Source organism: Kitasatospora sp. NPDC004745 (genome assembly GCF_042873275.1).
In the GTDB taxonomy this organism is placed as follows: domain Bacteria; phylum Actinomycetota; class Actinomycetes; order Streptomycetales; family Streptomycetaceae; genus Kitasatospora.
In genome coordinates this window covers 584,664-611,261 of the sequence record NZ_JBIALK010000001.1, presented here as the reverse complement: position 1 = coordinate 611,261, position 26,598 = coordinate 584,664, and the positions used below count along the sequence as shown (strand labels likewise).

General features: G+C 76.8%; 24 protein-coding genes. 9 read left to right on the top strand and 15 right to left on the bottom strand.

The genetic code is table 11. The features are described from left to right. Nucleotides 1-14 precede the first annotated feature (14 nt). The 11 genes from ACFYUY_RS02780 to ACFYUY_RS02730 form a co-directional block, all read right to left on the bottom strand. Nucleotides 15-506 carry a TadE/TadG family type IV pilus assembly protein gene (locus tag ACFYUY_RS02780; RefSeq protein ID WP_387897280.1) on the bottom strand — a complete coding sequence of 164 codons (492 nt, stop codon included), beginning with the start codon at nt 504-506 and terminating at the stop codon, nt 15-17. Next, on the bottom strand, nt 503-880 hold the full coding sequence (locus tag ACFYUY_RS02775) for a TadE/TadG family type IV pilus assembly protein (protein ID WP_360219832.1): 378 nt from the start codon (nt 878-880) through the stop codon (nt 503-505). Before ACFYUY_RS02775 ends, ACFYUY_RS02780 begins: the two co-directional genes overlap by 4 nt. Before the next feature lie 35 nt (nt 881-915). Next, nucleotides 916-1,200 carry a hypothetical protein gene (locus ACFYUY_RS02770; protein WP_360219835.1) on the bottom strand — a complete coding sequence of 95 codons (285 nt, stop codon included), beginning with the start codon at nt 1,198-1,200 and terminating at the stop codon, nt 916-918. Between the two features lie 49 nt (nt 1,201-1,249). After that, nucleotides 1,250-2,131: a hypothetical protein gene (locus tag ACFYUY_RS02765; RefSeq protein WP_360219838.1), complete on the bottom strand. Its 882-nt coding sequence runs from the start codon at nt 2,129-2,131 to the stop codon at nt 1,250-1,252. Further along, a complete protein-coding gene (locus ACFYUY_RS02760) occupies nt 2,128-3,087 on the bottom strand; it encodes a type II secretion system F family protein (RefSeq protein ID WP_360219841.1) in 960 nt (319 codons plus the stop codon). The genes ACFYUY_RS02765 and ACFYUY_RS02760 overlap by 4 nt, the downstream gene beginning before the upstream one ends. Next, nucleotides 3,087-4,742: a CpaF family protein gene (locus ACFYUY_RS02755; protein ID WP_387897279.1), complete on the bottom strand. Its 1,656-nt coding sequence runs from the start codon at nt 4,740-4,742 to the stop codon at nt 3,087-3,089. The genes ACFYUY_RS02760 and ACFYUY_RS02755 overlap by 1 nt, the downstream gene beginning before the upstream one ends. Then, on the bottom strand, nt 4,732-6,369 hold the full coding sequence (locus ACFYUY_RS02750) for a hypothetical protein (RefSeq protein WP_360219847.1): 1,638 nt from the start codon (nt 6,367-6,369) through the stop codon (nt 4,732-4,734). The genes ACFYUY_RS02755 and ACFYUY_RS02750 overlap by 11 nt, the downstream gene beginning before the upstream one ends. Continuing rightward, on the bottom strand, nt 6,369-7,316 hold the full coding sequence (locus tag ACFYUY_RS02745; protein WP_387897277.1) for an SAF domain-containing protein: 948 nt from the start codon (nt 7,314-7,316) through the stop codon (nt 6,369-6,371). Before ACFYUY_RS02745 ends, ACFYUY_RS02750 begins: the two co-directional genes overlap by 1 nt. 180 nt (nt 7,317-7,496) lie before the next feature. After that, on the bottom strand, nt 7,497-8,471 hold the full coding sequence (locus ACFYUY_RS02740; protein WP_360219852.1) for a hypothetical protein: 975 nt from the start codon (nt 8,469-8,471) through the stop codon (nt 7,497-7,499). Further along, a complete protein-coding gene (locus tag ACFYUY_RS02735; protein ID WP_360219855.1) occupies nt 8,465-8,944 on the bottom strand; it encodes a hypothetical protein in 480 nt (159 codons plus the stop codon). The genes ACFYUY_RS02740 and ACFYUY_RS02735 overlap by 7 nt, the downstream gene beginning before the upstream one ends. Nucleotides 8,945-9,225: 281 nt before the next feature. Then, nucleotides 9,226-10,080 carry a hypothetical protein gene (locus ACFYUY_RS02730; RefSeq protein ID WP_360219857.1) on the bottom strand — a complete coding sequence of 285 codons (855 nt, stop codon included), beginning with the start codon at nt 10,078-10,080 and terminating at the stop codon, nt 9,226-9,228. Nucleotides 10,081-10,278: 198 nt separating this feature from the next. On the opposite strand from ACFYUY_RS02730, the gene ACFYUY_RS02725 reads away from it, so the two are divergent. The 3 genes from ACFYUY_RS02725 to ACFYUY_RS02715 all read left to right on the top strand — a co-directional run bounded on the left by ACFYUY_RS02725 (nt 10,279) and on the right by ACFYUY_RS02715 (nt 12,970). After that, complete coding sequence (locus ACFYUY_RS02725) at nt 10,279-10,722, top strand: pyridoxamine 5'-phosphate oxidase family protein (RefSeq protein WP_360219860.1); 444 nt, start codon at nt 10,279-10,281, stop codon at nt 10,720-10,722. A gap of 194 nt (nt 10,723-10,916) precedes the next feature. After that, a complete protein-coding gene (locus tag ACFYUY_RS02720; RefSeq protein WP_360219863.1) occupies nt 10,917-11,369 on the top strand; it encodes a MaoC family dehydratase in 453 nt (150 codons plus the stop codon). 398 nt (nt 11,370-11,767) lie between these two features. Continuing rightward, nucleotides 11,768-12,970 carry an MBL fold metallo-hydrolase gene (locus ACFYUY_RS02715; RefSeq protein WP_387897509.1) on the top strand — a complete coding sequence of 401 codons (1,203 nt, stop codon included), beginning with the start codon at nt 11,768-11,770 and terminating at the stop codon, nt 12,968-12,970. 84 nt (nt 12,971-13,054) lie between these two features. Here the strand turns inward: ACFYUY_RS02715 and ACFYUY_RS02710 are convergent, their stop codons facing one another. Both ACFYUY_RS02710 and ACFYUY_RS02705 read right to left on the bottom strand, forming a co-directional pair. Next, entirely contained in the window at nt 13,055-15,784 is a 2,730-nt protein-coding gene (locus tag ACFYUY_RS02710) for a DUF6493 family protein (protein ID WP_387897274.1), read from the bottom strand. 65 nt (nt 15,785-15,849) lie between these two features. After that, on the bottom strand, nt 15,850-17,265 hold the full coding sequence (locus ACFYUY_RS02705) for an SWIM zinc finger family protein (RefSeq protein ID WP_387897272.1): 1,416 nt from the start codon (nt 17,263-17,265) through the stop codon (nt 15,850-15,852). A gap of 136 nt (nt 17,266-17,401) precedes the next feature. On the opposite strand from ACFYUY_RS02705, the gene ACFYUY_RS02700 reads away from it, so the two are divergent. Then, nucleotides 17,402-18,301 carry an acyl-CoA thioesterase II gene (locus ACFYUY_RS02700; protein ID WP_360219872.1) on the top strand — a complete coding sequence of 300 codons (900 nt, stop codon included), beginning with the start codon at nt 17,402-17,404 and terminating at the stop codon, nt 18,299-18,301. Nucleotides 18,302-18,458: 157 nt separating this feature from the next. Further along, nucleotides 18,459-19,118 carry a TetR/AcrR family transcriptional regulator gene (locus ACFYUY_RS02695; protein ID WP_360219875.1) on the top strand — a complete coding sequence of 220 codons (660 nt, stop codon included), beginning with the start codon at nt 18,459-18,461 and terminating at the stop codon, nt 19,116-19,118. A 186-nt stretch (nt 19,119-19,304) separates the two neighbouring features. On the opposite strand, the gene ACFYUY_RS02690 is transcribed toward ACFYUY_RS02695, so the two are convergent. Continuing rightward, entirely contained in the window at nt 19,305-20,654 is a 1,350-nt protein-coding gene (locus ACFYUY_RS02690) for a sulfite oxidase (RefSeq protein ID WP_387897270.1), read from the bottom strand. A 466-nt stretch (nt 20,655-21,120) separates the two neighbouring features. On the opposite strand from ACFYUY_RS02690, the gene ACFYUY_RS02685 reads away from it, so the two are divergent. The 4 genes from ACFYUY_RS02685 (at nt 21,121) to ACFYUY_RS02670 (ending at nt 24,434) form a co-directional block, all read left to right on the top strand. Beyond that, nucleotides 21,121-21,891, top strand: coding sequence for an alpha/beta fold hydrolase (locus ACFYUY_RS02685; RefSeq protein ID WP_360219881.1), 771 nt, complete (start codon nt 21,121-21,123; stop codon nt 21,889-21,891). An 81-nt stretch (nt 21,892-21,972) separates the two neighbouring features. Then, a complete protein-coding gene (locus ACFYUY_RS02680) occupies nt 21,973-22,356 on the top strand; it encodes a MerR family transcriptional regulator (RefSeq protein ID WP_360219884.1) in 384 nt (127 codons plus the stop codon). Nucleotides 22,357-22,490: 134 nt separating this feature from the next. Beyond that, nucleotides 22,491-24,134, top strand: a complete 1,644-nt coding sequence (locus ACFYUY_RS02675; RefSeq protein ID WP_387897268.1) for a BCCT family transporter — start codon at nt 22,491-22,493, stop codon at nt 24,132-24,134. A 120-nt stretch (nt 24,135-24,254) separates the two neighbouring features. After that, entirely contained in the window at nt 24,255-24,434 is a 180-nt protein-coding gene (locus ACFYUY_RS02670) for a hypothetical protein (RefSeq protein WP_387897267.1), read from the top strand. Between the two features lie 148 nt (nt 24,435-24,582). Here ACFYUY_RS02670 and ACFYUY_RS02665 read toward each other — a convergent pair whose 3' ends face one another. Then, complete coding sequence (locus tag ACFYUY_RS02665) at nt 24,583-26,487, bottom strand: DUF2398 family protein (RefSeq protein ID WP_387897265.1); 1,905 nt, start codon at nt 26,485-26,487, stop codon at nt 24,583-24,585. Nucleotides 26,488-26,598: the final 111 nt, after the last annotated feature.

The window sequence follows — 26,598 nt, the reverse complement described above, 5'->3', positions numbered from 1 at the left end:
CCGCCATCCGCCGGTCAGGTGCCCCGGTAGCGGTCCACCACCGAGGTGAACTCGCCGACGAGGTGCTTGGTCACGGGCACCCCGGACGGTCCGCCGATCAGGTCGGCGAGCTCGACGTCGCACACCACCGTCACCCTGACGGTGGCCACGGTGCCGCCGGGCAGGTCCAGTTGGCCCGGGACGACGCGGACGTCGGAGCCGCGGCAGGACACGCCCTGCTGGCGCAGCGTGTCGAGCGCCGACTCCCGGGCCGGCTGGGTCATGCCGTCCACGCTGCGCTGCAGCGAGGCGGTGCGGGCGCCGGCGCGGGCCGCCGCCTCGACCGTGCCGGCGGTGGTCTGCACCCGCCCGGCCGCGATGGCGACCAGGACCAGCCCGACCACCGCCGGCACGACGATCGCCGCCTCGATCGCGATCCCGCCGCCGTCCCGGCGGCGCGGTGCGAACCGCCCCCGCCGGCCCGGCCGCACCGCGCCCCCGCCCGCCGCGCCGGGCCGCCGCCTCACGGCTTCACCCCCGGCGGCGGCACGAAGCGCTCGCGCGGCGCCTCGGCGAACTGGGTGACGGCCGGCGCGGACAGGCCCGGGATCAGCAGTGGCGGCCGCACCGAGACGGTGACCCGGACCAGTCCGGCCGTGCTGCCGTCGGTCGTCACCGTGTACTCGTGCACGCCCTGCCGGTCCAGGAAGTCCCGGGCCTGCCGCCGGGCCGAGTCGTCCTTCACCTCGTCCGCCCCGGTGCCCTGGATCCGCCCGGCGTCCACGCCCTCGCGGGCGGCGGTGAGCGCGAGCTGCCGGTCGTACCAGATCAGCGCGGCCTGGACGACGAGCATCAGGAGCACCAGGACGACCGGGAAGACGATGGCGAGGCTCACGCTCATCGACCCCCGGTCGCCCCGGCGGCGAGGTCGGTACGTCACTTGGTGGCGCCGCCCGCGCCGCCCGGCAGGTTCGGGTCCTGCTCGACCTTGGTCACGACCTTGTCCTTCAGCAGGTACAGCGCGGTCGCGACGGCACCGGCGACGAACACCAGCGCGATGATGGCGAGCGCGAGTTCGATGCTGATGGCGCCGCGGTCGCCGCGCGCGCGGGCGGCGCGCAGCCGGCCGAGCCGGAGGGTGAACAGCAGCAGGGCGAACTGCACGGGCAGCAGGACGGGCCGCAGCAGTCGGCCTGCCAGATGGGCGAGTCGGACGGTCATTTCGGGTCTCCCGGGGGTGTGGTGTGAGGCAGACGCACTGTTCCGCAGGTCAGTTGAGCATCTGGTGGAGCGCGGGGAAGACGATCAGGACGGTCATCAGCAGGGTGAGGGCGGCCCCCGGCGCGACCATCCGCTCGCTGTCGGCGTTGGCCCGGGCGAGGTCCTCGGCGAGCAGTTCGCCGCGCAGGCCCTTGGCGCGGGCCCGCAGGGTGTCGTACACGGCGGCGCCGTCGGTGCCGGACAGCCGCATGATGTCCGCCACGTCCTGCAGCGGGCTGAGGCCCAACTCCTCGGCGAGCGCGTCCAGTCCGGCCCAGGGCGGGAGCCGGTCGGTGGTGGCCCGGTCGAGGGCGTCGCGGATCCGGCGGAACACCGCGCCGCGCCCGACCGAGGCCGCGCGGTGCAGGGCCTCGGCGGGGCCGCAGTCGGCGGCCCGCTCCAGCGCGACGAGCTCCAGGTAGGCGGCGATGCCGTGCAGGTACTCGGTACGCGCCTCCTTGGCCTCGCCGCGCACGATGGCGTCGGGGACGAACCAGAGCAGGCCGGCCAGCAGCGGCCCGGCCAGCAGCGGCAGGGCGAACGGCAGGCCGACGTCCATCACCACGGCCATCGCACCGAGGTAGGCCGGCAGCACCAGGCCGATCGCGGCGAACAGCAGCTTGTGCACCATGAAGCGGGCCGGGGTGCGGCCGATCAGGGCGAGTTCGCGGTGCGGGACGGACACCCCGCGCAGGTGGACCGAGCGCTCGCCGATCCGGTCGTACCAGCGGGGCCGCTCGTCGTCCGGGTCGACGGCCCGGTCCGCGGGGGCGCGGTGCAGCCGGTCCAGCGCCTGGCGCAGGTCCGGCGGGGCGGGCCGCAGTTCGGCGATCAGCACGGCGAGGCCGCCGGCCGCCGCGGCGCCGGCCAGCACGGACCAGGGGGAGATCACCGGACCTCCCCGAGCTGCTCGGCGGGCTCGTCCGCGCGCGCCGGGGTGCGGCGCCCGCTCCTGCTCCGCCGGTCCGGCGCCAGCAGCCGGGGCACCGGCGGGTGCGAGGCGAGGGCGCGCATCCAGGCGATGATCGCGACGAACAGGGCGGCGACCACCGCGAGCACGACCTGGCCGAGCACCGTCCCGTACGGCCGGGTGTACTCGCTGTTGAAGGAGCCGACCGTGACGACCAGCACGATGATGCCGACCAGCCAGCGGATGGTGGTGCGGTGCTTGGCCCGGTCGGCCTCGATGGCGCGGCGCTGGCGGACCTCCTCGCGCACCGAGTCGGCCATGTCGGACAGGGCGCGGGCGAGACCCGGGCCGCTGTCGCCGGAGCGCAGGACGAGCGCGGCCAGCACCTTGTCGGCGGTGGCGTCGGCCAGGCTGTCGGCGAAGGCCTGCAGCGCCTCCTCGGGCCGCCAGCGGGCCTGCAGCCGCGCGGCGAGCTCGCCGATCTCCTCCTCCAGGGCGGCGGGGGCGGTGCGCCGGCTGGTGACGATGGCCTGGTTGAGGCCGACGCCGAGCAGCAGCACGTCGGCGATGCGCTGGGTCCACTCGGACAGCGCCTCCAGCCGTTCGATCCGGCGGGTGTCCGGGCGGGTGGTGTCGAACAGCCAGGGCAGGCCGAAGACGGCCAGCGGCACCAGGAGCGCGGTCAGCGGGATGCCGGTGAACAGCCAGCCGAGCGGCGCGCCGGCCAGGGCGACCGGCAGCTGGATCCGGCGCAGCCGCACCATCCGGGAGGAGGCGGTGCCGGGGGCGCCGTACCAGAGGACGTGGGCGCGCCCGGCCAGCGGGTTGTCCGGCCGGAGCGCCTCGTCCTCGTCCGCCGGCTCGCTGCCGCGGGCCCAGGCCACCAGGGCGACCAGGCCGCCCGCGACCGCCAGCCCACACAGGGCGAAGAGCAGCATCACCGCGCGCCACCGCCGATCCGCAGCTGCAGCGGGGAGGCCCAGCTCCCGTACCGGGAGCCGAGCAGGCCGGCGTCGAAGCCGGCCCGGCGCAGGTCGTCCAGGCACTGCGGCGGGGTGTGCGGGACGGCCCGCGGCTCGCCGATGTCCAGCCGGGGGCCGAACACCGTGTTCAGCGCGGGCCGGCCGCTCTCGCCGAGGCCGGCGACCTCGAGGACGTGGGAGACGAAGCGGTGCCGGCGGCCGCCGACGGCGGTCTCGTCGACCATGGTGACGTGCACGATGAGGTCCAGGGCGTTGGCGGTGAGCCGGTAGGCGAGCGAGTCGGTCATGTGCGAGCCGTACTCGAGGCAGAGTTCGGCGATGCGGTCGACGACCATCTGCGGGCCGCGCGCGTGCAGGGTGCACATCGAGCCGCCCTCGCCGTTGGTCATCACCCGCAGCATCGGGACGACCTCGCCGGAGCGGACCTCGCCGACGATGATCCGCGACAGGGTCATCCGCAGCGCGGCCGGGATGAGGTCGCCGATCGTCAACTCGCCGGCCAGCCGGCCCTCGACGCGCTCCCCGTTGCCCTCCCGGGCCTCCATCGGGACGACCTGGCGCAGGTGCCCGAGGGTGTGCAGCCACAGCTCGAACTCGGACTCCAGGGTGCCGATCCGCTCGTCCGGCGGGATCTCGGCGGCCATCGCGCGCAGCAGGCTGGTCTTGCCGACGCCCTGGGTGCCGGTGATCATCACGTTCTTGCGGGCCCGGATGGCGGCGGCCAGGAAGGCCGCCAGGGTGCTGTCCAGGGTGCCGAGTTCGACCATCTCGGGCAGCGTCGCCGAGGCCACCCGGTGGCGCCGGATCGCCACGTACGGGCGGGGCGTGACCTCGGTCAGCGCCTGCAGGCGCATGCCGCCCTCCAGGCGCAGCGCCAGGGTCGGGCTGGCGGTGGAGAGGCTGCGCTCACCGCCGCCGTGCTGGCGGGCCAGGTCCTGGAGGAGCTCGACGAGTTCGGCGTCGCTGTCGGCCACCGGCGGGACCTGGCGCAGGGGTTGGTGCACCCGGGAGATCCACACGTCGTCGCAGCCGTTGATCAGGATGTTCTCGATCTCCGGGTCGTCCAGGTAGGGCTGCAGCCGCCCGGCCCGGAAGAGCAGGTCGAAGACCGCCTCGGCGAGCGCCCGGTCCTGCTCGCGGGTGGGCGGGATGCCGTGGGTCTGCGCGTAGGCGTCGGACCAGCGGGCGACGGCCTCCTCGATCAGCGCCCGGCCGCGCTGGCGGCGGGTGGCGCGGTCCGGTTCGGACCCGGAGGCGCTGGTCAACCGGGTGATCTGCTGGTGCAGTTCGGCCGCGACCTGGCGCTTGAGCTCGCGCGCCACCTGCGGGTCGACGGCCGGCCGGGTGGCGGCGCCGCGCAGGTCCAGCGAGGGCAGCCCCGGCGGGACGGCGGTCGGTGCCGCGGCGCCGCCCTGGTGGGCGTACGGCGGGGCGGGCTGCGGAACGGGCTGCGGGGCGACGGGGCCGGGCCGGTAGGCCTGCGCCGTCGCGGACGCCTGCGCCGCGGCGGGGCCGGGCACGGGTGCCGGAGCGGGTGCCGAGGCCGGGGTCGCCCAGGGCAGGGAGGCCGGGTCGGCGGTGGGGTGCTGGTGCAGGGGGCTACCGCGCACGGAGCACCTCCCCGGGGGTCTGCGGCCGCCGGCCGTCGGCGGACTGCTGGTCGGGTGTCCCGGCCGGCTGCTGGAGCCGGTACTGCTGCTCGTCCCGGGCGGCCGCCGGGTGGCCGTGGGGGTCCTGCGGGTCGGACCGGCCGGCCCGGCCGGACGCGTTCACCGGATCGGGCGGGTCCTTCGGGTGCTGCAGCTCCTGCGGCTCCTGCAGGTCCTGCGGGTGCTGAGGCTCCTGCGGGCCGTACGAGCCGTGCCGGCCGTACGGCTGGTGGGCCTGCTGCGCCGGGTACGGGGCCTGGACGTGCGCCGGGAACGGCGCGGGCGCGGCGGGCTGGGGCGCCAGCCCGGCCAGCGGCGCCACCGGTCCGGTGGTGATCACCGGCGGGACGGGCTGCGGGGGCTGGTACGAGGGCTGCTCCCCCGCCACGGGGCCGTACGCCACCGGCCCGGGCCCCACCGGGCCGTACGCCGTCGGGCCCTGCGTCACCGGCCCGTACGCGACCTCGCCGTACGTCGCCTCGCCGTACGGCACCTGGCCGTAAGGCACCTGGCCGTAAGGCACCTGGCCGTAGGTCGGCGGCGCGGAGGACGCGTCCCCGGAGCCGGTCCCGCCGTACGCCGCGGGCGCCTGGGGCGTCCCACCGTGGGCGGCCGACTCGTACGCCTGTGCCGGGACCGCCTCCGCCGGGACCGCCGGTGACCCGACCGTCGTCGGGCGGTAGGCCGCCGGTGCGGGGGCCGCCACCGGCCCGGGCACGGACGGCCCCGGGCCCTGCGGCTGGGCCCGGTCCGGGGCGGTGGGCAGGGCGGGCACGGGCACCGGCGCCGGCGCCGGGTTCGGAGCGAGCCGCTGGCGCCGCCGCCGGACCAGCAGCTGCACCTCGTCCGCCGCCGAACGGGCGGTGCGCATCAGCTCGGAGCGGATGAAGCGCCGGTCGGTGGTGTCCCCTCCGTCGGAGAGCACCCGGGCGGTGCGGACGGCGTGCGGCAGCAGCCCCAGCACCGGGAGCCCGAACTCGCGCGACACCTCCGCGCCCGAGTAGGGCCCCTCGCCGACCAGCAGCAGCCCGAGCGCGTCCGAGCCGGTGCCCGCCGTGGCGAGGTCCTCGGTGAGCGCGGACAGCCGGGGGCGGGCGGAGCTCAGGCCGCGCAGCGTGGTGCGGACCGTCACCGCCACCACGTCCGCCCGGCGGGCCAGCACCGCGCTCGTACCGGTGGCGCCGGAGCGGCCGAGGTCCAGGATGACGTCGTAGCCCTGCGGTTCGAGCCCGTGCAGCAGCTCGATCAGCGGCTCCCAGGTGTAGGCGAGACCGGGTGCCTGGGTGGGGTCGGTGAGGCCGGGCAGCAGCAGCCGTTCGGCGGTGCCGTCGGGCGACAGGTCGATCAGCTGCTCCCAGATGGTCTGGGCGAGCAGGCCGCGCCGGTCGGCGACGGCCAGGTTGCGCAGCCCGTACACCGCCTCGACCCGGCCCTCCAGGGCGCCGGCGAGCACGGCGCCGCCGTCCGGGTCGGCCTCCACCAGCAGGACCCGGCGGCCGGGCTCGAGCGGCCAGGCCAGCAGCAGGGCGAGGGCCGTCGTGGTCGCGCCGGGCGCGCCCGGGCCGCCGGCCACCGCGATCACCGCCATCAGGCGCCACCCGCCCCGGCGGGGGGCACGGGCGCCGTGGCCGCGCCGGAGGGTGCCCCGGTGGCGGCCCCGCTCGGCGCGCCGGTCGGCGGGGCGGTCGGCGCGGCCGTGCCGCCGGTGCCCGTGGTACCACCGGTGCCCGCGGTCGCGCCGCCCGCCGAGGCGGCGCGCGGCGCCAGCAGCACCTGGATCCGCCCGCCCGCCACCCACTGCGCCAGCCGGGGCCCGTCCGCGGCACCGACGGCCACGTCGATGACCTGGCTCCCGTCGGTGTCCACCCGGCCGACGGTGATGACGGTGGCGGGCATCGAGTCCGCCTTACTGTTGTCCGGGGTGAAGACGACGACGATCTGCAGCCCCGGCTGGAGCCGACTGGCCGGCAGCTGGGTGCGCTTGGCGGAGACGCCGACGACGATCTGGCCGGGCTGGACGACCAGGTTCTGCGCCAGGTCGGTCGGGGTGAGCATGGCACCGCGCTTGAGGTCGGTCGCGGCCCGCATGCCGACCGCGGTCCGCCGGTCCACGGCGGAGACCGGCCGCAGCGCCGGATCGCCCGCGATCCGGGCCACCACCAGGTCGTCGTCGGTGATCACCTGCCCCCACGGGACGTCCCGGGCGAGCGCCAGCACCGCGACCCGCTGGCCGGTGCTGTTGTAGAGCACCGCGCCGCCCAGGCCGCCGGCCGCGATCAGTGCGACCGCCATCGCCAGCACGGCCGGGCGGCGGCGCCGGGCCCGCAGGGTACGACCGGGGGTGTGCGGCGCGGCGCGCTGGTCCTCGCCGCCCGCGCCGCCGCCCGCGCCGGCGCCCTTGCCCCGGCCGCCGGCCTTGCCCGCGCCGCGGCCACGGGCCCGACCCGCGGCCGCTCCCTGGTCCGGGACCGCCACGGACACCGCGGCGCCCGCGGGTGTGCCGGATCCCGGCGTCGCGAATGTACGGTTCTCCACCGGGTTCCGCCCTTCCTCGTGCTCGTTCCGGGTCGTTGGTGCTGGGGGTCGAAGTCGTGGGGGTCGAAGTCGTGCTCGGCCCGCGTCCGTGCCGGCGCCGGTCCACGCCCGCGCCGGAGGCGGACCGCTCCGGGGTGGACCGGCCCGGGGTGGACCGGCCCGGGGTGGACCGGCCCGGGGTCAGTTGAGGACCTGCACCTCGGCGACCTTGAGCCTGATGTCCGTGGACTGCGGGATCTTGACGTCGAAGGTCTTCGCGTTCGGCCCGGTGACCACGACGTGCCCCACCCAGTTCGCCGTGACGGTGCCCGCGTAGACGCCGTCCTTGCGGTTGGCCGAGCCGACGGCGAACTCGTAGCCGCAGTCGGGCGACTTGGCCGCGCCGTACTTCGGGTCGTACGGCGTGCCGGCGGTGTCGCAGTTCACCGTGACGTCCTTGCCGAAGTCCCAGGTCACGCCCTTCAGCAGGGGCGTGACCGTCACCGAGGCGCCGGGGACGGAGAGCGTCTTGGGCGCCGGTGCGACGACGTTGTCGACCCAGAGCCAGACCGGCGCCTTCACCACGGCGGTGCCCTTGGGGGCGACGCCCGCGGCCGGCTTCGGGAAGCGCATCTCGTGGGCGTAGCTGACCCCGATGTCCGCCAGGTTCAGCACCGGCGGACCGGCCGGCGTGGTGGCCTCGAACACGATCTCGGCGCCGCCCATCCCGCCGCCCGTCTGCGGGCAGACCTTGGAGTAGAGCGCGCCCTCGGACGGCTTGTGCCCCTGCCACTCCGGGGCGCCCTCGGCGGGCGGGTTGTCCAGCGGGCGGTAGTAGCAGCCGGAGCCGCTGTTGAACCAGCCGAGCTCCGGATCGTGGCAGGCCCACTGCTGGTCGTGGTAGCTGCACACCTGCGGGCCGTCCTCGGCCCCGCCGCCGGTGCCGCCGGGCTGGCTCGGGCCGGGGACGGGCTTCTTCCCGCCGGAGTTGACCCCCGAACAGATCACGTCCGGATAGCACTGTTCGGCGCCGCCGCCCGGTGGTTCGTCCGCCGCCGCCGTGATCGCCGAGGCCAGCAGCAACCCGGCGGACAACGGCGCGAGGATCGCCAACCGCCCGGCCGGTTTCCTGGGGCTCGGCTTCCTCCGGTTCGTCGTGTTCAGCGCGTTCAGCATGTCCGGTCCACCTCCCGCTTGAAGTCGTAGATCAGCCAACGTGCTTGGAACCAGCGCAGGGACGCGGTCGCGACGTAGCGGTTCAGCCGCTGGCCCGGATCCTTGGCGGCGCGGGTGACGGCGTCGACGCGGCGCCAGTCCGACACGTCGACGCAGTCCTCGATCACCGCGGTCTGCGGATCGGATGTGAGATCAATGGTCTTCACCGCGGCGGAATTCCGCGGAGTTCCGGTCATCACCAGTTTGGCGTCGCGGAGTTGGCGGAGACCGACCAGGGCATCGGCCAGCGCCCGGCCGGAGGAGTACGTCTCCAGAGCGAATCCGTCCGAATCCGTTCGCCCGAATGCGTCCGCCTGGGCCTGCCACCAGTCCTGATACGTCTTCAGGGCAAGCCGCCCCATCGCCCCTTCCGGCCCGTCGGTCGGCGCGATCGAGCCGTTTACCGAACCACCCGAAGGAGTTACCGGATCCACTCCCGCAACACTGGGCGCAGCCGTCCCGAGACGATCGACGGAACCACCGGCACCACTGCTCGCACACGCCCCGAGGAGCAACGCCAGAACCACCCCGCCGATCCCAACCGCCCCAGGGCGCAACACATTTCCGCGCTGCCGCATCGCCCCACCTCATCGCGACCGACCCGGTCAGTGATCCGTGGCCGCCAGAAGAATTCCGCTGTCCCGCCGGTGTTTCCGCTGGGGATCGATTCTTCGCCAACCCACCCCATCACGGCAACACCTCAGGCCCCCTGACCTTACGCGGAAGGCGGTTCCGTCGGGGCACTTTCCCGCCACAGAACGGCCAACAGTTCTTCGGAAAGCGACAATCCGGCCAATGCGCCCCTGACCGCGGCCCGATTGCGCATCAGGAGGCGCCCGCCCTGCGGCGGAACGAGCAGGCGCGCGCCCGGCGCACCCGAACTACCGGCCGGTTCGGCACCGTCGATCAGCGCCGCCACCGAGGGCTGGAGATCCAGCGGGGCGACGGCGGCCGGAGCACCCGGGACACCCTGGCGCAGGACGGTGGTCAGGGCCCGGCTGAACGACCCCTCACCGCCCGGCAGCACGGCGTCCCGGCCGCGTCTGCCGGGGGCGTAGCGGCCGACCCGGCCCCACAGCGGGACGCGCGGGTAGCTCAGCAGCTCACCGGCCCCGTCCTCGCCGCCACCGCGCTCCAGCGCCGCCCAGGTGTCCCGGTCGGCCACCGCGTCGACCAGCAGCAACGCCTCCTCCTGGTCCCCGTGCACCATCGCGCTGACCACCCAGTCCCAGGCCAGGCCGCGCCGGTAGGCGTTGTCGGCGGTGCTGCCGCCGGTGACCAGGGCGAGCCTGCGGCCACGCGGGTCGGCCACCAACTGGCCGACCAGGCACACCACCAGCCAGCGGCCCGGGTGCTGGGCGGCGTCCCGGACGGCGGTCAGCATCGCGTTGGCGTCCGCGTCCGGCGCCACCCCGGTGACCCGGCAGCCGGCCGCACCCGCGTCGAAGCACATCCCCGGCAGCACCTCGGCGAGCAGCCGGGCGCCGTCCGGCGCCAGTGCCGAACCGCCGAAGCCCCGGTCCGGTCCGCCGTCCGCCCCGATCACCACCAGGTCGACCCCGCCCGCCATACGCCCGCCCCTCCCTCGCCGGCCCCGGCGCACCCGGGGTCGCCCGCCGCGCCCGCCGCCGCTGCGCGCGGGGGCGGGTGCCGTTCCACCGCCGGGCAGGCTACCGCTCCCGGCGTCCGCCGACGGGGCTCCCGGCCCGCCCGCTCCGGGACCATGGGCCCTATCGGCGCGCACGCCGACCGGAGGACGATCGGTCGCATGGAGCGCGAGGACCGTGTGGAGACCCTGAGCGAGGCCGAGTGCCTGCGGCTGCTCAGCACCGTGCCCGTCGGGCGCGTGGTGTACACCGAGCACGCACTTCCGGCCGTCCTGCCGGTCTCCTTCGAGGTCCTGGACGGGCGGCTGGTGCTCGCCGTGCGCCGGGGAAGTGCGACCGCGCGCGGGCTGGACGGCACGGTGGTGGCCTTCCAGGCGGACCTGCTGGACCCGGTCACCCGGACCGGCTGGAGCGTCCTGGTGCACGGACGGGCCGACGTGGTGCGCGAGCCCGACCAGGTGCGGCGGGTGCTGCGCTCCGGCCTGCGGCCGTGGGTGGGCGATCCGGAACCGCTGTTCGTCGCGCTGGTGCCGGAGCTGGTCAGCGGCCGTCGGCTGTTCCCGACCGGGCAGGGCGCCGCGGGACGCGGGGCGCTGCGGTCCTGAGGCCGGCGGCGGGGCCGACCGGGCCGGCGGGGCCGACCGGGCCGGTGGGGCCCGGCGGGCCGACGAGTGCCGAGCGGACGGGTGGCGGGGAGACGGGTGCCGCGCCGTCACCCCCTGACAGATACCGGTGGGTAGGCATACGCTTCCGGCGTCCTGCACCTCTCCCCCGGGCACGCCCCCTCCAGGAGCACACCGTGACGAGCTTCGCCTCCCTCGCCGACCTGACCGCCGCCGTCGGCACCGAGCTGGGCACCAGCGAGTGGCACACCATCCAGCAGCGGCAGATCGACCTGTTCGCCGAGGCCACCGGTGACCACCAGTGGATCCACGTGGACCCGGAGCGCGCCAAGGAGAGCCGGTTCGGCTCCACCATCGCGCACGGCTACCTGACCCAGTCGATGATCCCGGTGCTGGCGAAGGAGTGCTACAGCGTCGAGGGCGTGCGGATGGCGCTCAACTACGGCTCGGAGAAGGTCCGCTTCCCGGCACCGGTGCCGGTGGGCACGGCGATCCGGGCCACCGCCGAGCTGGTCTCGGCCACCGAGGTGGCGGGCGGGGTCCAGGCCGTGGTGCGGTTCACCATCACCAGCGCGGAGAGCACCAAGCCGCACTGCGTCGCGGAGACGATCACGCGGTTCTACGCGTAGCGGGCGCGGGTCCGGGGCGGCGCGTTCCGGCCCGGACCGACGGCCGGGGCGCCGGGCCGGCTCCACGGGTCGCCCCCGGCCGGCGCCGCGGGGTGGTCCGGGGCGCCGCCGCGGGGTGGTCCGGGGCGGTGGAGGGCGGTCGGGTACGCCGATTGGCCCGCCTCGAGCCGTCCACCAGGTCCGGCCGACCTGCGGCGAGTAACCTCCGACGAGATGGTTGTCGTACCGCAGTGGCCTCACCAGCCACCGAGGTGCGCGCCCCGGCACGCCCGGTAGCCGTGACCGTCCTTGGAGGAGCCGTGCCCCGCCCAGCCCCCTGGTTCGCCCGCCTCGCCGGTCTTTCCTCGCAGCTCGCCCCGCCGTCCTCCGACCCTGCCGCCGGTCCCGCCGCACCTGGACTGGCCGCACTGCCCCGCGCGGCCTGGCACCGGGTCCGGGCCGAGGCCTTCGGCGCCGACCCGAAGGGCGAGCGGCTGGCCCGCATCCACCGCTCCCCGCAGTTCGCCGACGGCGCCTTCCGCAACCCGGTACCAACCCGCCGGCTCGTCTACGAGCGCAGCCCGCTGGAGGTCACCCGGGCCCAGCTGACCGGGGACAAGACCCGCCGGGCGCCGGCCGCCGCCGTCCCGGTGCACCGGCTGCTGCCGGTCGACCTCGCCACGCCCCCGGAGTCCGGACTGCGGCTGACCTGGCTCGGCCATGCCACCGTGCTCGCCGAGATCGGCGGGCGGCGGGTGCTGCTCGACCCGGTGTGGGGCGAGCGCTGCTCCCCGTTCGCCTGGACCGGCCCCAAGCGGCTGCACCCGATGCCGCTGCCGCTGTCCGAACTCGGGCCGGTGGACGTGGTGGTGGTCTCCCACGACCACTACGACCACCTCGACATGGCCACCGTCCGCGCGCTGATCGACACCGACGCGGTGTTCGCGGTGCCGCTCGGCGTCGGGGCGCACCTGGAGCACTGGGGGGTGCCGGCCCGGCGCATCGTCGAACTGGACTGGTGGGAGTCCGCCGAGGTCGCCGGGCTCACCCTGACCGCCACACCGGCGCGCCACTACTGCAGCCGCGGACCGCGCACCAGCGCGCTGTTCCTCTGGGCGTCCTGGGTGGTGGCCGGCCCGGACCACCGGATCTTCCACAGCGGGGACACCGGGTACTTCCCCGGGTTCGCCGAGATCGGCCGCCGACTCGGGCCCTTCGACGCGACGATGATGCAGGTCGGCGCGTACAGCGACTTCTGGCCCGAGGTGCACATGACGCCGGAGGAGGGCGTGCAGGCCCACCTCGACCTGGGCGGCGAGCTGATGCTGCCGATCCACTGGTGCACCTTCAGCCTGGCGCCGCACCCCTGGGAGGAGCCCGCCGAACGGGTGGTCACGGCCGCCCAGACGCTCGGCGCCCGGCTGGCGGTGCCCCGGCCCGGCAAGCCCTTCGAGCCAGCCGACCCTCCGGCACTGCGGCTCTGGTGGCGTGCGGTCGCGGTCGCCGCCGCGACGCGCGCCGTCGAGCCACTGGTCCGGGACGGGCGGGCGGCGGCGGCCCCGGTGCGCGAGCGGGCGGCGGCAACGGATTTCAGCGAACAGATTTCAAAGTCTGTTCGCTGAAATCTGTTCGCTGAAAGTTGTCATCTGTTATCTGTCAGTTGTCAGCTGTCAGCCGCTACCCGTCAGCCACCAGCCGTCAGTGCCTCACGCCGCGAGGACGTCCCGCAGGATCCGGGCCTCCTTGACCACCCGGCTCGACCCGGCGCGCTCCGCCGTGGCCGTCACCTCGGCCACCGGGCCGCGGGCGCGGGTGCGCCGGGCGCAGTCGGCCGCGAGGGCGAGCAGGTCGCCGAGGCCCCGCGCGGACTGTTCGGCGCCGCCGAGCAGCCCCGGCAGGGCCGCCCCGAGCACCGACCACACCGTCCCGTAGGCGCCGGTGCCCGCCGCCAGGGCGAGCGCCGAGGCGAGCCGGGTGGCCTTGACCGTACCGGGGCCGACGAGCACGCCCAGTTCGCGGCCGAGCAGCGCGCCGTCCAGCTCACCGCGCGCGGCGAGCACCAGCAGGGCGTCGACGGCCGCCGTCCGGTCCTCCGCGTCCCGGGCGCCCAGCCCGTACGCCACGGCCAGGTGCAGGGCCAGCCCGGCCGGGCCGCCCGCCTCGGCGAGGGCCGGCAGCAGCCGCGCGGTGTCCCGGGCGTCCCGGTCGGCGCCGCCGGCGAAGTGGTCGAGCCAGCGGGCGGCCAGCTCCTCCCGGTGCCACGGGAGCATCGCGGCCCAGTGCGCGGTGGGCCACCAGGGCCATTCGGCGATCTTGCGGACCCGGGCCGCGCTGGGTTCGGTGCCCTCCAGCAGGGCCCGGAACTCGGGGGCGAGCCGCTCGCCGTCCGGCCCCTTCGGCCCGGCGCCGGCGCCCGGCTGGGCGACGGCCACCCGCTGGAGGTCCTCCCACCAGCGCTCCCCGTAGATCCGGCCGTGCCGGGAGCCCCGCCCGGGGGCGAAGTACACCCGCTCGGACGGCTGGTCGGGCAGGCCCCCGGTGCGCAGCCAGTGCGCGACCCACCGCCCGGCGGGCGAGCCGAGCTCCCCGGCGGCCCGCAGCACCTCCGCGTCCGCGGTGGGCGCGGCCCGCAGCAGCGCGGCGCACAGGTCGGCCGGGCCCGGGGTGACGCCGGCCGCCTCGTACCCGGCGAGCCGTTCGACCAGCACCCCGGCGGCGACCGCTCCGGTGGTGTCGGTCGGGGTGGCCAGCAGGAACGGCGGCCGGTCCGCGGCGACCTGCCGGGCGGCCTCCTCCATCCGGGCGGCGAGGACGGTGCCGTACACGGTGTTGTTCTGGCTGCGCAGCGGCGAACGGCCCTTGCCGCCGGGGAGGTCCCGGACCCCCCGGTGCGGCGGGGTTTCGCCGGCGACCGCGGCCGCCACGTGGAGGACGTCGCGGGGCGTGCAGTCGTACCAGCGCCCCACGCCGCTCCACGGGTGGACCCGGCGGACCGGTTCCAGGGCCTCGGCGAGCGCGGCGCGGTCCAGGTGGGCCTGGCGGACCAGGCCGTCCAGCACCCGTTCGAAGACCGCGACGTCCGGGCTCTCGGCGGCCAGCAGGGCGGACAGCTCCTCCGCCACCTCGGCGGCGGAGGCGATCGGCGCGCCGAGCGGGCGCGGCTGCGGGGCGGGCGGGAGGAGTTCGTCCCACCCGGTGTCCGGGTCCTCGCCGCCGACCGGGGCGCCGAGCAGTTCGCCGGCCCGCGGGTGGTGGGCGGGGTTCAGCGCCTCGGCGGCGAGGCGGAGCTCGGGCAGCACGGCCTCGCCCGCCGCGCGCAGGTGCTTGGCGACCACCCGCAGCGCCCGCTCCTGGACGCCCTGGTCCGGGTGCCCGAACGCGGCGGACGCCGCGAGCACCACCGGCCCGGACCGCGCGGGCTCGCGCCTGGCCGCGCGTTCCAGCCAGCCGAGCTGGGCGCGCACCAGCTTCTTCTCCGTCCGGAACAGCACCACCGCCGAGGCCTCGGCCAGCACCTCGGGCTCGGTCAGCCCGGCCTCGTCCAGCCCGACCAGCACCTCCTGGGCGTGTCCGGCGATCACGGACGGCGCGTCGAGCAGCGCCAGCACGTCCCGGACGCGGGCCGCGTACTCCTCGGGGGTCGGGGCGAGGGCGCGCAGCACGTCGAGGAAGGCCCGCTGGTCGGGGGACTTCCCGCCGCGCAGCAGCCGGGCCAGGCAGGCGTCGAGCAGCTCGGCGCGGTCCAGCTCGCCGGTGGCGGCGAGCTCGGCGAACGCCTCCGGCCAGGAGTCCCCGGGGCGGGGGCTGCGCTGCCAGGACAGCATCCACCCGATGTCGTCGAGTTCGAACACCCGGGGCGCCAGCACCGGGGTGAAGGCGTCCGCCCGCAGCAGCGCCGCGACGGTCGGCTGCGGGCCGCCGCCCTGGCGCACGGAGCTCGCCCACTCGCGGACGAAGGGCTCGTCCTGCGGCACCGCACAGCCGGTGCGCCGCACCACGGCCTCCGCGAGCGGGTACATCGACCGGCCCCAGCCCGAGGCCGACCGGGCGGCGAGCCTGGTCGCCACCTCGATCTGCCACTCCACCGGCTGCGCCTCGACGAGGCGGCCGAGGGCCGGGTGCCGCGCCCAGTCGCGCCCGGTGAAGTCGCGCCCGGCGAGCCAGGTGGCGGCGCCGGCCGGGCCGGTGTGGCAGCCCGCCCCGGCGAGCAGCAGGGCGCCCCGGGCGCCGATCCCGTCGTTCGACCAGTCGTCGCGCAGCTCCTTGCGCAGGGCCTTGAGCGCGGGCAGGCACTGCCGCCGCTGGGCCGCGTCCAGGTCGTCGACCAGGGCGGGTATCAGCGACATCCGCCCGCCCCGGACAGCCCTGAGCAGGCGCGCCACGCCGTCCGGCCGGCCCTCCGCCTCCGCCGTCGCCGCCCCCGTGGCACCCGTCACGCCCGCCCCTCCTGCCGCCACGCCCGTCTCCACGTCCGCCGTCACCGTCACGCCTCCCGCCCCGCTCATGCCCGGACCCCCCGGGCCCCCTGCGCCTCGCCGGCGGCCCGCCCCTGCTGTGCGCCCCGGCCGGCCGCCTCGCGCACCATGCCGACGGCCAGCGCGTGCTTGCACGGCCCGCGCCCGCCCCGGTACTTGGCCCACCACAGGCATGTGCAGGAGGCGCGCCCCGTGTCGTCCGTGCGCACCCGCTGGATGTGGTCGTCCACCGTGACGACGGCCGTCGCGCCGCCCGGCTCCAGCCGCACCGCACCCGCGGCGACCAGGGCCCGCGCGGCCCGCAGCCGCGGGTTGGCCGCCTCGGCCCGCCCCGCGTCGTACGGGAGCTGCCGGTGGAAGAACGCGGCCTCGGCGGTGTCGTAGCCGATCTGCCCGGCGGTGCCGAGCCTGGTGAGAGCGGCGCGCACCCGCGCGGGGGTGAGCCCGGACTGCTCGGCGAGGTCGGCGACCTCGATCCGCGGCTCCCAGGCGAGCAGCACCGCGACCAGCTCGGCGTCCTGGTCGACGGTGCCGGTGGCGAGCGCGCCGAGCACCCCGCCCTCGCCGGAGAAGCCCCGGGAGGCGTCGGGCGAGAGGGTGAGCGTGAGCCGCATGCCGGGCAGCACCACCTCCCAGGCCGAGGCCGCCGGGGCGTCGCCGGCGGCGGGCCCGTAGACCCGCAGGGCCGTCGCGTGCCGCAGGACGCGCTGCAGCGCGGCGAGCCGCTCGGGCCCGGGCAGGCAGACCGCGCCGGGCACCGGCCGGGTGGTGGGCCGCAGCGTCCGCCCGGCGGGGACGACCCGCAGCACGCTGCTGCGGCCGCCGCGCGGGAGCGAGCGCAGGAAGCGCACCGCCTCGGCGGCGGGCAGCTCGGCGCGCAGGTCGAAGCCGGCGGCGACGACCTGCGTCTCGGCGAATCCGCGCAGCCAGCGCTCCGGCAGCGGGACCTTCTTCTCGACCAGCGGCCCGTCGAAGGTGGTGACCTCCAGGGCGTCCGGCCCGACCGCGAGGTGCAGCGGGTCGGCGGGGCCGATCCTGGTCAGGGCCTCGCGCAGCGGGTTGTTGACGTCGACGTTGGTGGTGCCGTGCCCGATGTCGTCGCCGTCCAGGCCGGCGCCGAGCACGTCGAGCCGGGCGTAGACGCCGCAGCAGCCGGAGAAGGACTCGAAGCGCAGCCGGTCCCCGTTGGCCGTCACGACCGGGTCGAGCGAGGCGCGCAGCTGCGGCTGGTAGTAGCGGGCGGCGGCGACGTCGGCCACGGCCAGCAGCGCGGCGGCGGCCGGTGCCGGGTCCGTCAGGAAGCCCGCGAAGAAGCGCGGGTTGGCCGCCGCGCCGAGCGGGGTGGCGCCGCCGGAGGTGGCCAGGTCGAGGTGCCGCCCGCCGGCGCCGTCGAGGACGGCGGACGGACGCAGATAGGCGTACGCGTGTGCGGATTGCGTCATGCCGAGCACGCTAGGTGAGGGCACTGACAATCCGTCGGCCCGCGACCGCACTGAAACAGGTTCTACCCGACGGAAGGACCCCTGGACGTTACCCAGGTCACACCGCGGCACGGTTGGCTTCTGCCACTATGGGCCCGTGACCGACCTGACCGAACAGGAAATCCGCGCCACCCGGCCCACCGGCTCGTTCGCCGGACTGCTGGAGATCGAGCGCCTGGACGAGAACACGTTCCGGGGCCACTGCCACGCCGGGGCCCCGATGCGCGCCTTCGGCGGACACGTCGCCGCGCAGTCCCTCGTCGCCGCCGGGCGCACCTGCGACGGCGGGCGCGCGGTGCACTCGCTGCACGGCTACTTCCTGCTGCCCGGCGACCCGACCCAGCCGATCCGCTACGAGGTCGAGCGGGTCCGCGAGGGCGTCTCCTACACCACCCGCCGGGTGACGGCGCTGCAGAACCAGAACGCGATCTTCAGCCTCTCCGCCTCCTTCAAGCGCGCCGAGCCGGCCGGCGACCGGCACCGGGCGATCCCCCCGGTGCCCGGCCCCGAGTCGCTGCCGGACGCCTTCTCGGCCTGGGACCCGGCGCTGCGCGCGGCGATCCTGCGCACCGGCGGCTTCCGCGACCTCGAACTGCGCTTCGTGCCGTCCGACGCGCCCGGGGTGCCGCCGGCCGTGCCCGGGATGCCGCAGCAGTTCGTCTGGATGCGGATCGCCTCCCCGCTGCCGGAGGGCGACCCGCTGCTGCACGTCTGCGCGCTCACCTACCTGTCCGACCTGACCCTGGCCTCCACCTCCGGGCTGCACGAGCAGCCGAACTTCTTCCAGCGCAGCGAGCCGCCCCGGCTGCTGATCGCCTCGCTCGACCACGCGATGTGGTTCCACCGCCCGTTCCGCGCCGACGAGTGGCTGCTGTTCGCCCAGCGCAGCCCGTCCTCCTCGGACGGCCGGGGGCTGTCGCTCGGCGAGTTCTACGACCGGGACGGGAACCTCGTCGCCTCCGCCGTCCAGGAGGCGCTGCTGCGCCGGCTGCGCTGACCCGCGCCGCCCGGGGCGCGGGCCCGGCGGGCCCGCGGAACCGGCCCGCCCCCGGGCACGACCGGGCCCCCCGGGCACGCCGGTGACCACCCGGCGAACGGAAGGGGGCCGGTCGGCGTCATACTCCTGAGCGGCCCCGGCCCGTATCATGGTGCGGGTGACCAAGGTTGACCTGTCACCACGGCCGGTGGAGGCGATGTCTCCGCGTCAGCTCGAACGCCGCGAAAGCCTGATCGCGGCCGCGCTCGCCCTGGTGAACGAGATCGGCGTCGAGCGGCTGCAGATGAAGCAGGTCTGTGAGCGGTCCGGAGTCGCCCTGGGGACGGCGTACCGCTACTTCTCCTCCAAGGACCACCTCCTGGCGGCCGCGATCGCCGAGTGGCACCGCAGACTGCTGGCCGACCTGGTGGCGGAGCTGCGCGGCCCGCGCGCCGGGCTCGGCGCCACCGACCGGGCGGTGCGCTTCGTCCGCGGCGGCATGCGGGCCTACCAGCGCCAGCCCGAACTGGCCCGGCTGCGGGTGGCCGTCGCCGCCTCCACCGACCCGTTCGCCAGCGAGGCGCTGCAGGGCATGGCCCGGGCCGACAGCACCGCCCTCCAGGCCGTGACGACGGAGGTGCCGGCGGCGGCCAGCGAACTGGTGCGGCACATCGTCGCGCACGCCTGGCAGGGCGAGCTGACCGCCTGGGTGACCGGCCGCACGACCCTCGGAGACGCCAGGCGGCGGCTGGAGGACGTGGTGCGGCTGGTGCTGAACCCGTACGAGCCGTCGTACCCGGTGCCGTACGAGGTCCAGCCCACCGGCCACCGCACCTGACGGCTCCGCCGGGCCCCGCCCGCGCCGCGGCCCGGCGACCGGCACCGGGCCGCCGCGGGGCGGCGGGCGGGAACCGGCACGCCCCGGCCGGAACCGGCGCGGGCGGCAGGGCGCGGCACGACACCGGTCCCGGCCCCGGCCCCGGTCCGACCCCGACCCCGACCCCGGTCAGGGCGCCCGCGGCGGCTACGCCACCGTCACCGGGTGGGCCACCACCGCGCCGAACAGGTAGCCCTCCCGGTTGAACACCGCCCGCTCCGGCTGGCCGTTGCCCCGGCGGTCGGTCGCCCGGGCCCGCAGCTCGTACGCGCCGGGGCCCTCGGGGCGCCAGTCGACGCTCCAGCGCGTCCAGTCGTGGGCGCGCGGCTCGTCCCGCAGGTCGGCGCGCCGCCAGTTGCGGCCGCCGTCCGTGCTCACCTCGACCGTGCGCACCGGGGCCGCGCCGGACCACGAGCGCCCGTGCAGCCGGTGGCCGCGGCCGGCCTCCAGCACCGCGCCCCGGGCCAGCTCGAAGGCGCTCTTGACCACCTGGGTGGTGATCGGCGCGGTGCCGGCGGCCGGGTAGTCGGGGCCCCAGAGCCGGTAGAAGTCGGTGTTCCAGGGCGAGTACAGGGGGTGGTCGGCCACCTCGATCGTGCCCACCCACTTGATCGAGGCGATCCCCACCCAGCCGGGCACCACCAGGCGCACCGGCGCACCGTGGTCGGGGGTCAGCGGCTCGTCGTTCATCTCGTAGGCGAGCAGCACGTCGTCCAGTGCCTTGGCGACGGGCAGCGGCCGGCGCACCGGCCCGAGGTCGGTGCCGCCGGTGACGTAGTGCGGGTCGAGACCGGCCGGCAGCACGTCCACGGCCGCCCGGGTCAGCCCGGCCGCCCGAAGCACGTCGGCCAGCCGGACGCCCCGCCAGCTCGCCGAGCCGATGCCCCCGAGGGTCCACGGCGTGCCCGGGACGGCCTGCCCCTGCTGGCTCGCGTAGAAGCTGCGGCCGTTGCCGGCGCACTCGATCAGCGCGCTGATCCGGGTGGACGGCAGGTCCTGCAGGTCCTCCAGGCCGAACTCCACCGGCTGCCCGGCCGCCGGGGCACCGCGCAGGCCGGTCCCGAACAGTTTCAGCCGCCAGGTGTCCGGGTCGATCAGCGGAGTCCCGGTGTGGTTGCGGACGAAGAACCGCTCCACCGGGACGTGCCGCCCGACGGCGGCGTCGCCGTCGGCGTCGCGCAGCGCGTCCCAGCGCATCTCGGCGTTGGTGCCGCGCGGGACGAACCACTCGGCGGGCAGCGGCTTGACGATCCCGGGCACGGGCCTGGGCACCTCCTCGGCGGCTGCCCGGGCCGGGGCCAGCACCGGGGCGGCCAGGGCGGGCGCGGCGAGCGCCCCGGCGGCGGCGAGCATCCGCAGCAGCGTCCGGCGGTCCACGCCGTCGGCCCGGGCCTCACCGGCCAGCCACTGGCGCCGGCGCAGGCGGTCGTAGGCGGCCTCGTCGAGCGCGGGGGCCCGGTCGGACGGCGTGGCGGGGGTCTGGACCTCGGCTGCCATCGGCGGCACTCCTTCGTTTCTCAGGGTAGGCGGTTCGGCGGTGGACGCGCGGCGGGCCGGGGCGGGGCCGGCCGGGCCCGCCCCGGCCCGGGGTGCGGCGGGGTGCGTCAGGGCCCTCGGGGGGTCGTTCGGCAGGGTCATTCGGCAGCGGGCCGCTCGAGGGGGCCTCGAGGGGGCCCGGAGCGGGTCAGCGGCCGGATCGACAGGCCTGGCGGCGGGCGCGGCGGCCCGGACAACAGCCGAGCGGACGGCGCGGCGGCATCCCGCCGGCCCGGGCGGCGGTCCGCCCGGTCGGCACCACGGCGCGGCGTCCCCCGGTCACGGTCCCGGATCCTACGGCGTGGCCGACCGCCCGTCAGGCGGATCCGCGATCCGGGGCTTGACCTTCCCACCGGTGTGAACACCTACCGTTCCGTCGTCGGCGCAGGTCCGCCGCCGCCCCGAACAGTGCCCCCGAGGAGCCGTCATGCCGTCCGTCCCCGCCCCGCTCGCCCGGATCGTCCAGGGCTCCGGCCCCGGCCTGCTGCTCGCGCACGGCGCCGGCGGCAGCGCCCGGGACAACTGGGGCCCGCTGATCGCCGACCTCGCCGCCCACCGCACCGTCGTCGCCCCCGACTTCCCCGGCTCCGGCGACACCCCCGGCGAACCGGACGAGCCGACCCTGGACGGGCTCGCCGACCGGCTGGTCGCCACCGCCGTCGAGGAGGGCCTGGACACCTTCGACCTGGCCGGCTACTCGCTGGGCGCCGCCGTCGCCGTCCGGGCCGCGACCCGCCACCCCGGCCGGGTCCGCTCGCTGTTCCTGCTCTCGGGCGTGGCCGGCGGCTCGGCGCGGCTGCGGCTGCTCGCCGACCTCGTCGCCGAACTGGCCGACCGGCCCGCCGACCTGGCCCGTCTGGTGCTGACGGTCGTCCTCGGCGAGACCTGGGTGGAGGCGCTGCCCGCCGACGGGCTCGCCGCCCTCCAGGAGGCGCTCGGCGGCCCCGTCCCGGCCGGCCTGAAGCAGCAGTTCCGGCTGGCCGGCCGGGCCGACGTGCGCGACGAGCTGGCCGCCGTCACCGTCCCGGCGCTGGTGGTCGGCACCGCCGAGGACGGCCTCGTCCCGCCGTCCCAGCACCGCGCCCTGGCCGAGGGCATCCCCGGCGCGCGCTTCGTCGAACTCCCCTGCGGGCACCTGCCGATGGTCGAGCAACTGCCCCGACTGCGGGAACTGGTCCTGGAGTTCGTCGAGGACTGAGCCCGCGGCGGTGCACGGCGGCGGCCGGGACGGACCGCGACCGGCGGGAATGCCCTACGTCCGGCGGGTGTTCGCCCGGTCATGCGCATCGGAGAACTCGCCCGGCTGACCGGGGTTTCCACCCGTCTGCTCCGCTACTACGAGGAGCAGGGCCTGCTGCGGCCCGCCCGCACCGCGGCCGGCTACCGCGAGTACGGCGAGGAGGACACCGTCCGGGTCCGGCAGATCCGCAGTCTGCTCGGGGCGGGCCTGACCACCCGGGTGATCGCCGAGCTCCTCCCCTGCGCCAGCGGCCCCGTCCCGGTCCTGGAGGCCTGCCCCGACCTGCTGGCCACCCTGCGCGGCGAGCTCTCCGACCTGGACACCCGGATCGAGGAGCTCAGCCGCAGCCGCCGCGCGCTCTCCCGCTACCTGGCCACCGCGCACGCCCCGGTCGCCGACCACGCGGCCGGCCGGGCGGCCTGACGGACCGCAGGGCCCGCCCACCCGGCGCGCCCTCCCGCCCCTCGCGGCGCGAACTGGACATAGTGCGACATACGGCTCGGCTCCGACCGTGCCGGCACCCCAGCTCCGCCCCCGAGGTACGAGAGGTCCGCCCGATGAGCAGCCAGTCGCCGCCGTCCGCGCCGCGCGTGAAGGAGCCCGACGAGCCCGCCGCGACCCTGCCCGCCGACCGGGCGGTCTTCGGGATCAGCGCCGTCCTGGTGCTGGGCGTGGTCGCCTGGGGCGTGTTCGCCCAGGACTCCCTCGGCCGGACCTCCTCCACCGCGCTCGGCTGGGTCCTGCACAACTTCGGCTGGCTGTTCGTGGTGGCCGCGGACGTCTTCCTCGCGGTCACCGTGCTGCTCGCGTTCAGCCGCTTCGGCCGCATCCGGCTCGGCCGCGACGACGACGTGCCCGAGTTCTCCACCCTCGCCTGGGTCGCCATGATGTTCAGCGCCGGCATGGGCATCGGCCTGATGTTCTACGGCGTCGGCGAGCCGCTCCAGCTGTTCGCCGCCCCGCAGCCCGGCTCCGGCGTGGAGCCGCAGAGCGCGGCCGCCGCCCAGCAGGCCCTGGAGTTCTCGCTCTTCCACTGGACCCTGCACCCCTGGGCGATCTACGCGGTCGGCGGGCTCGCCCTCGCCTACACCACCTTCCGCAAGGGCCGCGGCAACCGCGTCTCCGCCGCCTTCGTCCCGCTGATCGGGCAGCGCGGCGCCGACGGCTGGGCCGGCCGGGCGATCGACCTGCTCGCCGTCCTCGCCACCGTCTTCGGCTCCGCGACCAGCCTGGGCCTCGGCGCGCTGCAGGTCGCCGACGGCCTCGGCTACATCTCCTCGGTGCGCAACACCCAGAACGCCCAGCTGGTCATCATCGGCTCGCTCACCGCCGCCTTCGTGCTCTCGGCGTTCTCCGGCGTCCACAAGGGCGTCAAGTGGCTCTCCACCTCGAACGTCGTGCTGGCCTCGCTGATCATGCTGTTCGTCTTCGTGTTCGGCCCGACGGTCTTCGTGCTCGACGCGATCCCGTCCTCCGTCGGCGGCTACCTCTCGGACCTGCTGGTCATGTCCACCCAGACCGGCGCCTTCACCGACGAGACCTGGCTGGGGTCCTGGACCGTCTTCTACTGGGCCTGGTGGCTGTCCTGGGCTCCCTTCGTCGGCACCTTCATCGCGCGCATCTCGCGCGGCCGCACCATCCGGCAGTTCCTGCTCGGCGTGCTGCTGGTGCCGAGCGGGGCCACCGTCGTCTGGTTCTGCGTGATGGGCGGCACCGCGATCCGGCAGGTCACCACCGGCGCGGCCGACCTCGTCGCGACCATCCCGCAGGGCGCCGAGGCCTCGCTCTTCGAGATGCTGCGCTCGCTGCCGCTCGGCTCGGTCACCAGCGTGGTCGCCGTGCTCCTGGTGATGACCTTCTTCATCACCAGCGCCGACTCCGCGTCCCTGGTGCTCGGCTCGCTCTCCAGCCGCGGCTCGCTGCACCCGCGCACCTGGCTGGTGGTCGTCTGGGGCGTGCTGATGGGCGGGGTCGCCGCCGCCCTGCTGCTGGCCGGCGGGCTCACCGCGCTGCAGAACGCCACCATCCTGGTCGCGCTGCCGTTCGTGGTGGTGATGCTGCTGCTCTGCGTCTGCCTGATCAAGGAGCTCCGCGAGGACCCGGCCGCCGGGCCGTCCCGGCTGCACCCCGCGCACGGCCTGCGGGACGCCGTCAAGGTCGCCGTCGGGGAGGCCCTCGCCGAACGGACGCCACCCCGCTGACCAGCCCGTACGCCCCGCCCGGGCCGCGGTGGGGCGTACGCGGCCAACCGACGCCCAACCCCCGTCCGGACTTCACCCGCGCGTACCGACCGTTCACACCGCCCTGGAACCCTCCCTGTCATGAACGCCAGCCCTCAGGCGCCCGACCAGGAACCGCGCTTCCCGCTCCCCCAGCGCCACCGCCGCCTGCTCGCCTGCACCGCCGTCCTCGCCTCCATCACCCTCGGCGCCCTCGGAGTCGGCGCCACCGTGGAAACCGTCGCGCACGGGACCGTGGCCACCGCCACCGCGAGCAGATAGCGGCCCCGCCCCCCCCTGGCCGTCCCCTCGGCCGTCCCCTCCGCTGTCCGGCCCGGACCGGGCTCCGCACCGGGCACGCGCCGCAGTCCTGCGCAGCCCCCGCACGCCGCCACCCGACCGGGAGAGGCCCGCGGGGGCTGCGGCCGTCTCAGACCGGGTCGGCCTCGCCGCAGCCCGCGTCGGCTCCGGCCGGGCGGGAGTGGCGGCCGGTGCCGGGGGCGGGGCGCAGGTCCGGAGCGGGCGCGTAGCGGGCCGCGGGCGGGCGCAGCAGCCAGCCCGGGGGCCACGTGCCGCGCGGGGTGGGAGCGATCAGGCCGAGCCCGTGGAGCAGGTCGAGGGCGTCGCGGCGCAGCGCGGTGCGGTCGGCGAGGTAGTCGCGGCGCCAGCCGGCCGGGAGCGCGTACTCGTCGGCGATGTCGCCGAGGAGCCCGTCTATCAGCGCGTCGGGGATGGGGACTCCGTCGCCGCAGGTGGGCTCGCCGGGCAGCGGGCGGACCTCCTCGACGAGGCGTTCGAGCAGCAGCAGGGCGGCCTGGGCGTGGGTGTCGGCGCCGGGGAGGGCGAGGTCGGTGAGTTCGCCGGCCGGGTCGAGCAGGGCGACGCCCTCGGCCCGCAGCTCGGTCTCCAGGCCGAGGAACTCGGCGAGCGCGGCCGGGCCGCTGAGCCGGTGCTCGTGCAGCCAGGCCCGCCGGTCCTCGGGCAGGTCGGCGGCGAGGACGGCGGGGGTCTCGGCGAGCAGGCGGCGCACGGCGGTGGCGGGTTCGGCCTCGGCGGCCCGGCGGACGAGGTCGGCGGCGTCGGCGGCGAGGGCGGGCGGGCCGACCGGGACGGCGCGGGCGAGTTCGCGGTCGACGGTGAGCAGCACGGCCCCGCGCGCAGCAGTGGGGGCGGCCCCGTCCGGCGGCCCGGCCGGATCCGGCCCGTCGGCCTCGTCCCGGCCGTCTCCCCGGTCCTGCGGGTCCGCCGGCAGGCCGTCGAGGACCTGCCAGTCGGCCAGCACCGCGAGGGCCGCGGCGCGCTCGGCCGCGGTGGCGGCGAGCCCGGGCGCGGCGGTGCGCAGGGCGTCCAGCAGCCGCCCGTGCGGCAGTTGCCCCGGGGCGTCGACGAGCAGGGCCAGGGCGAGGGCGAGTTGGGCGTAGCCGGCGGGCGTGAAGGGCACGCCGGTGGCGGGGTGCACGAGGCGGCGGGCGGTGCCCGGGCCGAGGCCGGCCTTGTAGAGCCGGGCGTGCCGGGGGCCGACGGCGAGGCGGTAGCCGAGCAGGGTGTCGAAGCGTTCGGTGAGCCAGTCGCGGTGACGGTGGATCAGCGGGAAGCCGTCGGCGTGCGGGCCGGCCGCGGTGACCAGCGGGTGGGCGAGCAACAGGCGTGCGGCGATCCGGCGTTCGGCGGCGAGCGGGTCCGCTGCGGGCGGGCCGGCCGGGCCGGGCGCGGGGGCGTCCTGGCCGGCGCCGTCCCGGCCGCCCGGCACCGGGCGGGGCCGTTCGGGCCTGCGGTGCCGGCCGGGCCCGCCCGGCTTGGCGCCTGACCGGACGACGGGCAGCGCGGAGGCGTCCCGGCGGGCGCGGCGCAGCGCGCCGGCGGTGCGGGCCTCCCGGGCGCGCAGAGCCGCGGCGGCGTGCGCGGTGGGGCCGTGCCACCAGCTGACGCCGGGGTCGGCGGCCGCTTCGGCGGCGGCGCCGAGGTGGCGGGCCGGGTAGAGGCCGAAGGCGGCGGTGCAGAGGTCGTCGGCGGCGCCGGGGGCGGCGGCGGCGAACCAGTGGGCGAGCCGGAGCAGTCCGGGGTCGGGGGACAGCCGTGGGGTGCGGCCTGCGGCGGCCGGCGCCTGCGGGGCGTCAGCGCGGGGGCCGGGCACGGCATCGGACGGGCCCTCGCCGGTGCGGGCCGGCGGGCCGGCGGCGGCCGCTGCGGCCGCGGGTTCCACGGGGCTCGCGGCAGCGGGTCCGCGTACGGCGAGCAGGGCGTCGGCGCTCCCCCGCCCCGTTCCGCCCGCACGCCCGTCCGGCCGGTCGGCGGCCACCCGGGTGGCGCCGACCGCGTAGTCCTGCTGCTCCATGTCGGAGACCAGACTAGACGGTGGCCGCGCAGCCGGTGGCGGCTACCGGTCGTGCGCCGGGGGCGGCCGCGAAAGTGGCCGCCCGCCCTCCGCCACCTCCCGTGCCCGGGC

Coding starts and splice junctions, on each gene's coding strand:
- ACFYUY_RS02775 (WP_360219832.1), bottom strand. CDS start 880: ATGAGCGTGAGCCTCGCCATCGTCTTCCCGGTCGTCCTGGTGCTCCTG.
- ACFYUY_RS02770 (WP_360219835.1), bottom strand. CDS start 1,200: ATGACCGTCCGACTCGCCCATCTGGCAGGCCGACTGCTGCGGCCCGTC.
- ACFYUY_RS02760 (WP_360219841.1), bottom strand. CDS start 3,087: ATGCTGCTCTTCGCCCTGTGTGGGCTGGCGGTCGCGGGCGGCCTGGTC.
- ACFYUY_RS02750 (WP_360219847.1), bottom strand. CDS start 6,369: ATGGCGGTGATCGCGGTGGCCGGCGGCCCGGGCGCGCCCGGCGCGACC.
- ACFYUY_RS02740 (WP_360219852.1), bottom strand. CDS start 8,471: ATGCTGAACGCGCTGAACACGACGAACCGGAGGAAGCCGAGCCCCAGG.
- ACFYUY_RS02730 (WP_360219857.1), bottom strand. CDS start 10,080: ATGGCGGGCGGGGTCGACCTGGTGGTGATCGGGGCGGACGGCGGACCG.
- ACFYUY_RS02725 (WP_360219860.1), top strand. CDS start 10,279: ATGGAGCGCGAGGACCGTGTGGAGACCCTGAGCGAGGCCGAGTGCCTG.
- ACFYUY_RS02705 (WP_387897272.1), bottom strand. CDS start 17,265: ATGACGCAATCCGCACACGCGTACGCCTATCTGCGTCCGTCCGCCGTC.
- ACFYUY_RS02690 (WP_387897270.1), bottom strand. CDS start 20,654: ATGGCAGCCGAGGTCCAGACCCCCGCCACGCCGTCCGACCGGGCCCCC.
- ACFYUY_RS02685 (WP_360219881.1), top strand. CDS start 21,121: ATGCCGTCCGTCCCCGCCCCGCTCGCCCGGATCGTCCAGGGCTCCGGC.
- ACFYUY_RS02680 (WP_360219884.1), top strand. CDS start 21,973: ATGCGCATCGGAGAACTCGCCCGGCTGACCGGGGTTTCCACCCGTCTG.
- ACFYUY_RS02675 (WP_387897268.1), top strand. CDS start 22,491: ATGAGCAGCCAGTCGCCGCCGTCCGCGCCGCGCGTGAAGGAGCCCGAC.
- ACFYUY_RS02670 (WP_387897267.1), top strand. CDS start 24,255: ATGAACGCCAGCCCTCAGGCGCCCGACCAGGAACCGCGCTTCCCGCTC.
- ACFYUY_RS02665 (WP_387897265.1), bottom strand. CDS start 26,487: ATGGAGCAGCAGGACTACGCGGTCGGCGCCACCCGGGTGGCCGCCGAC.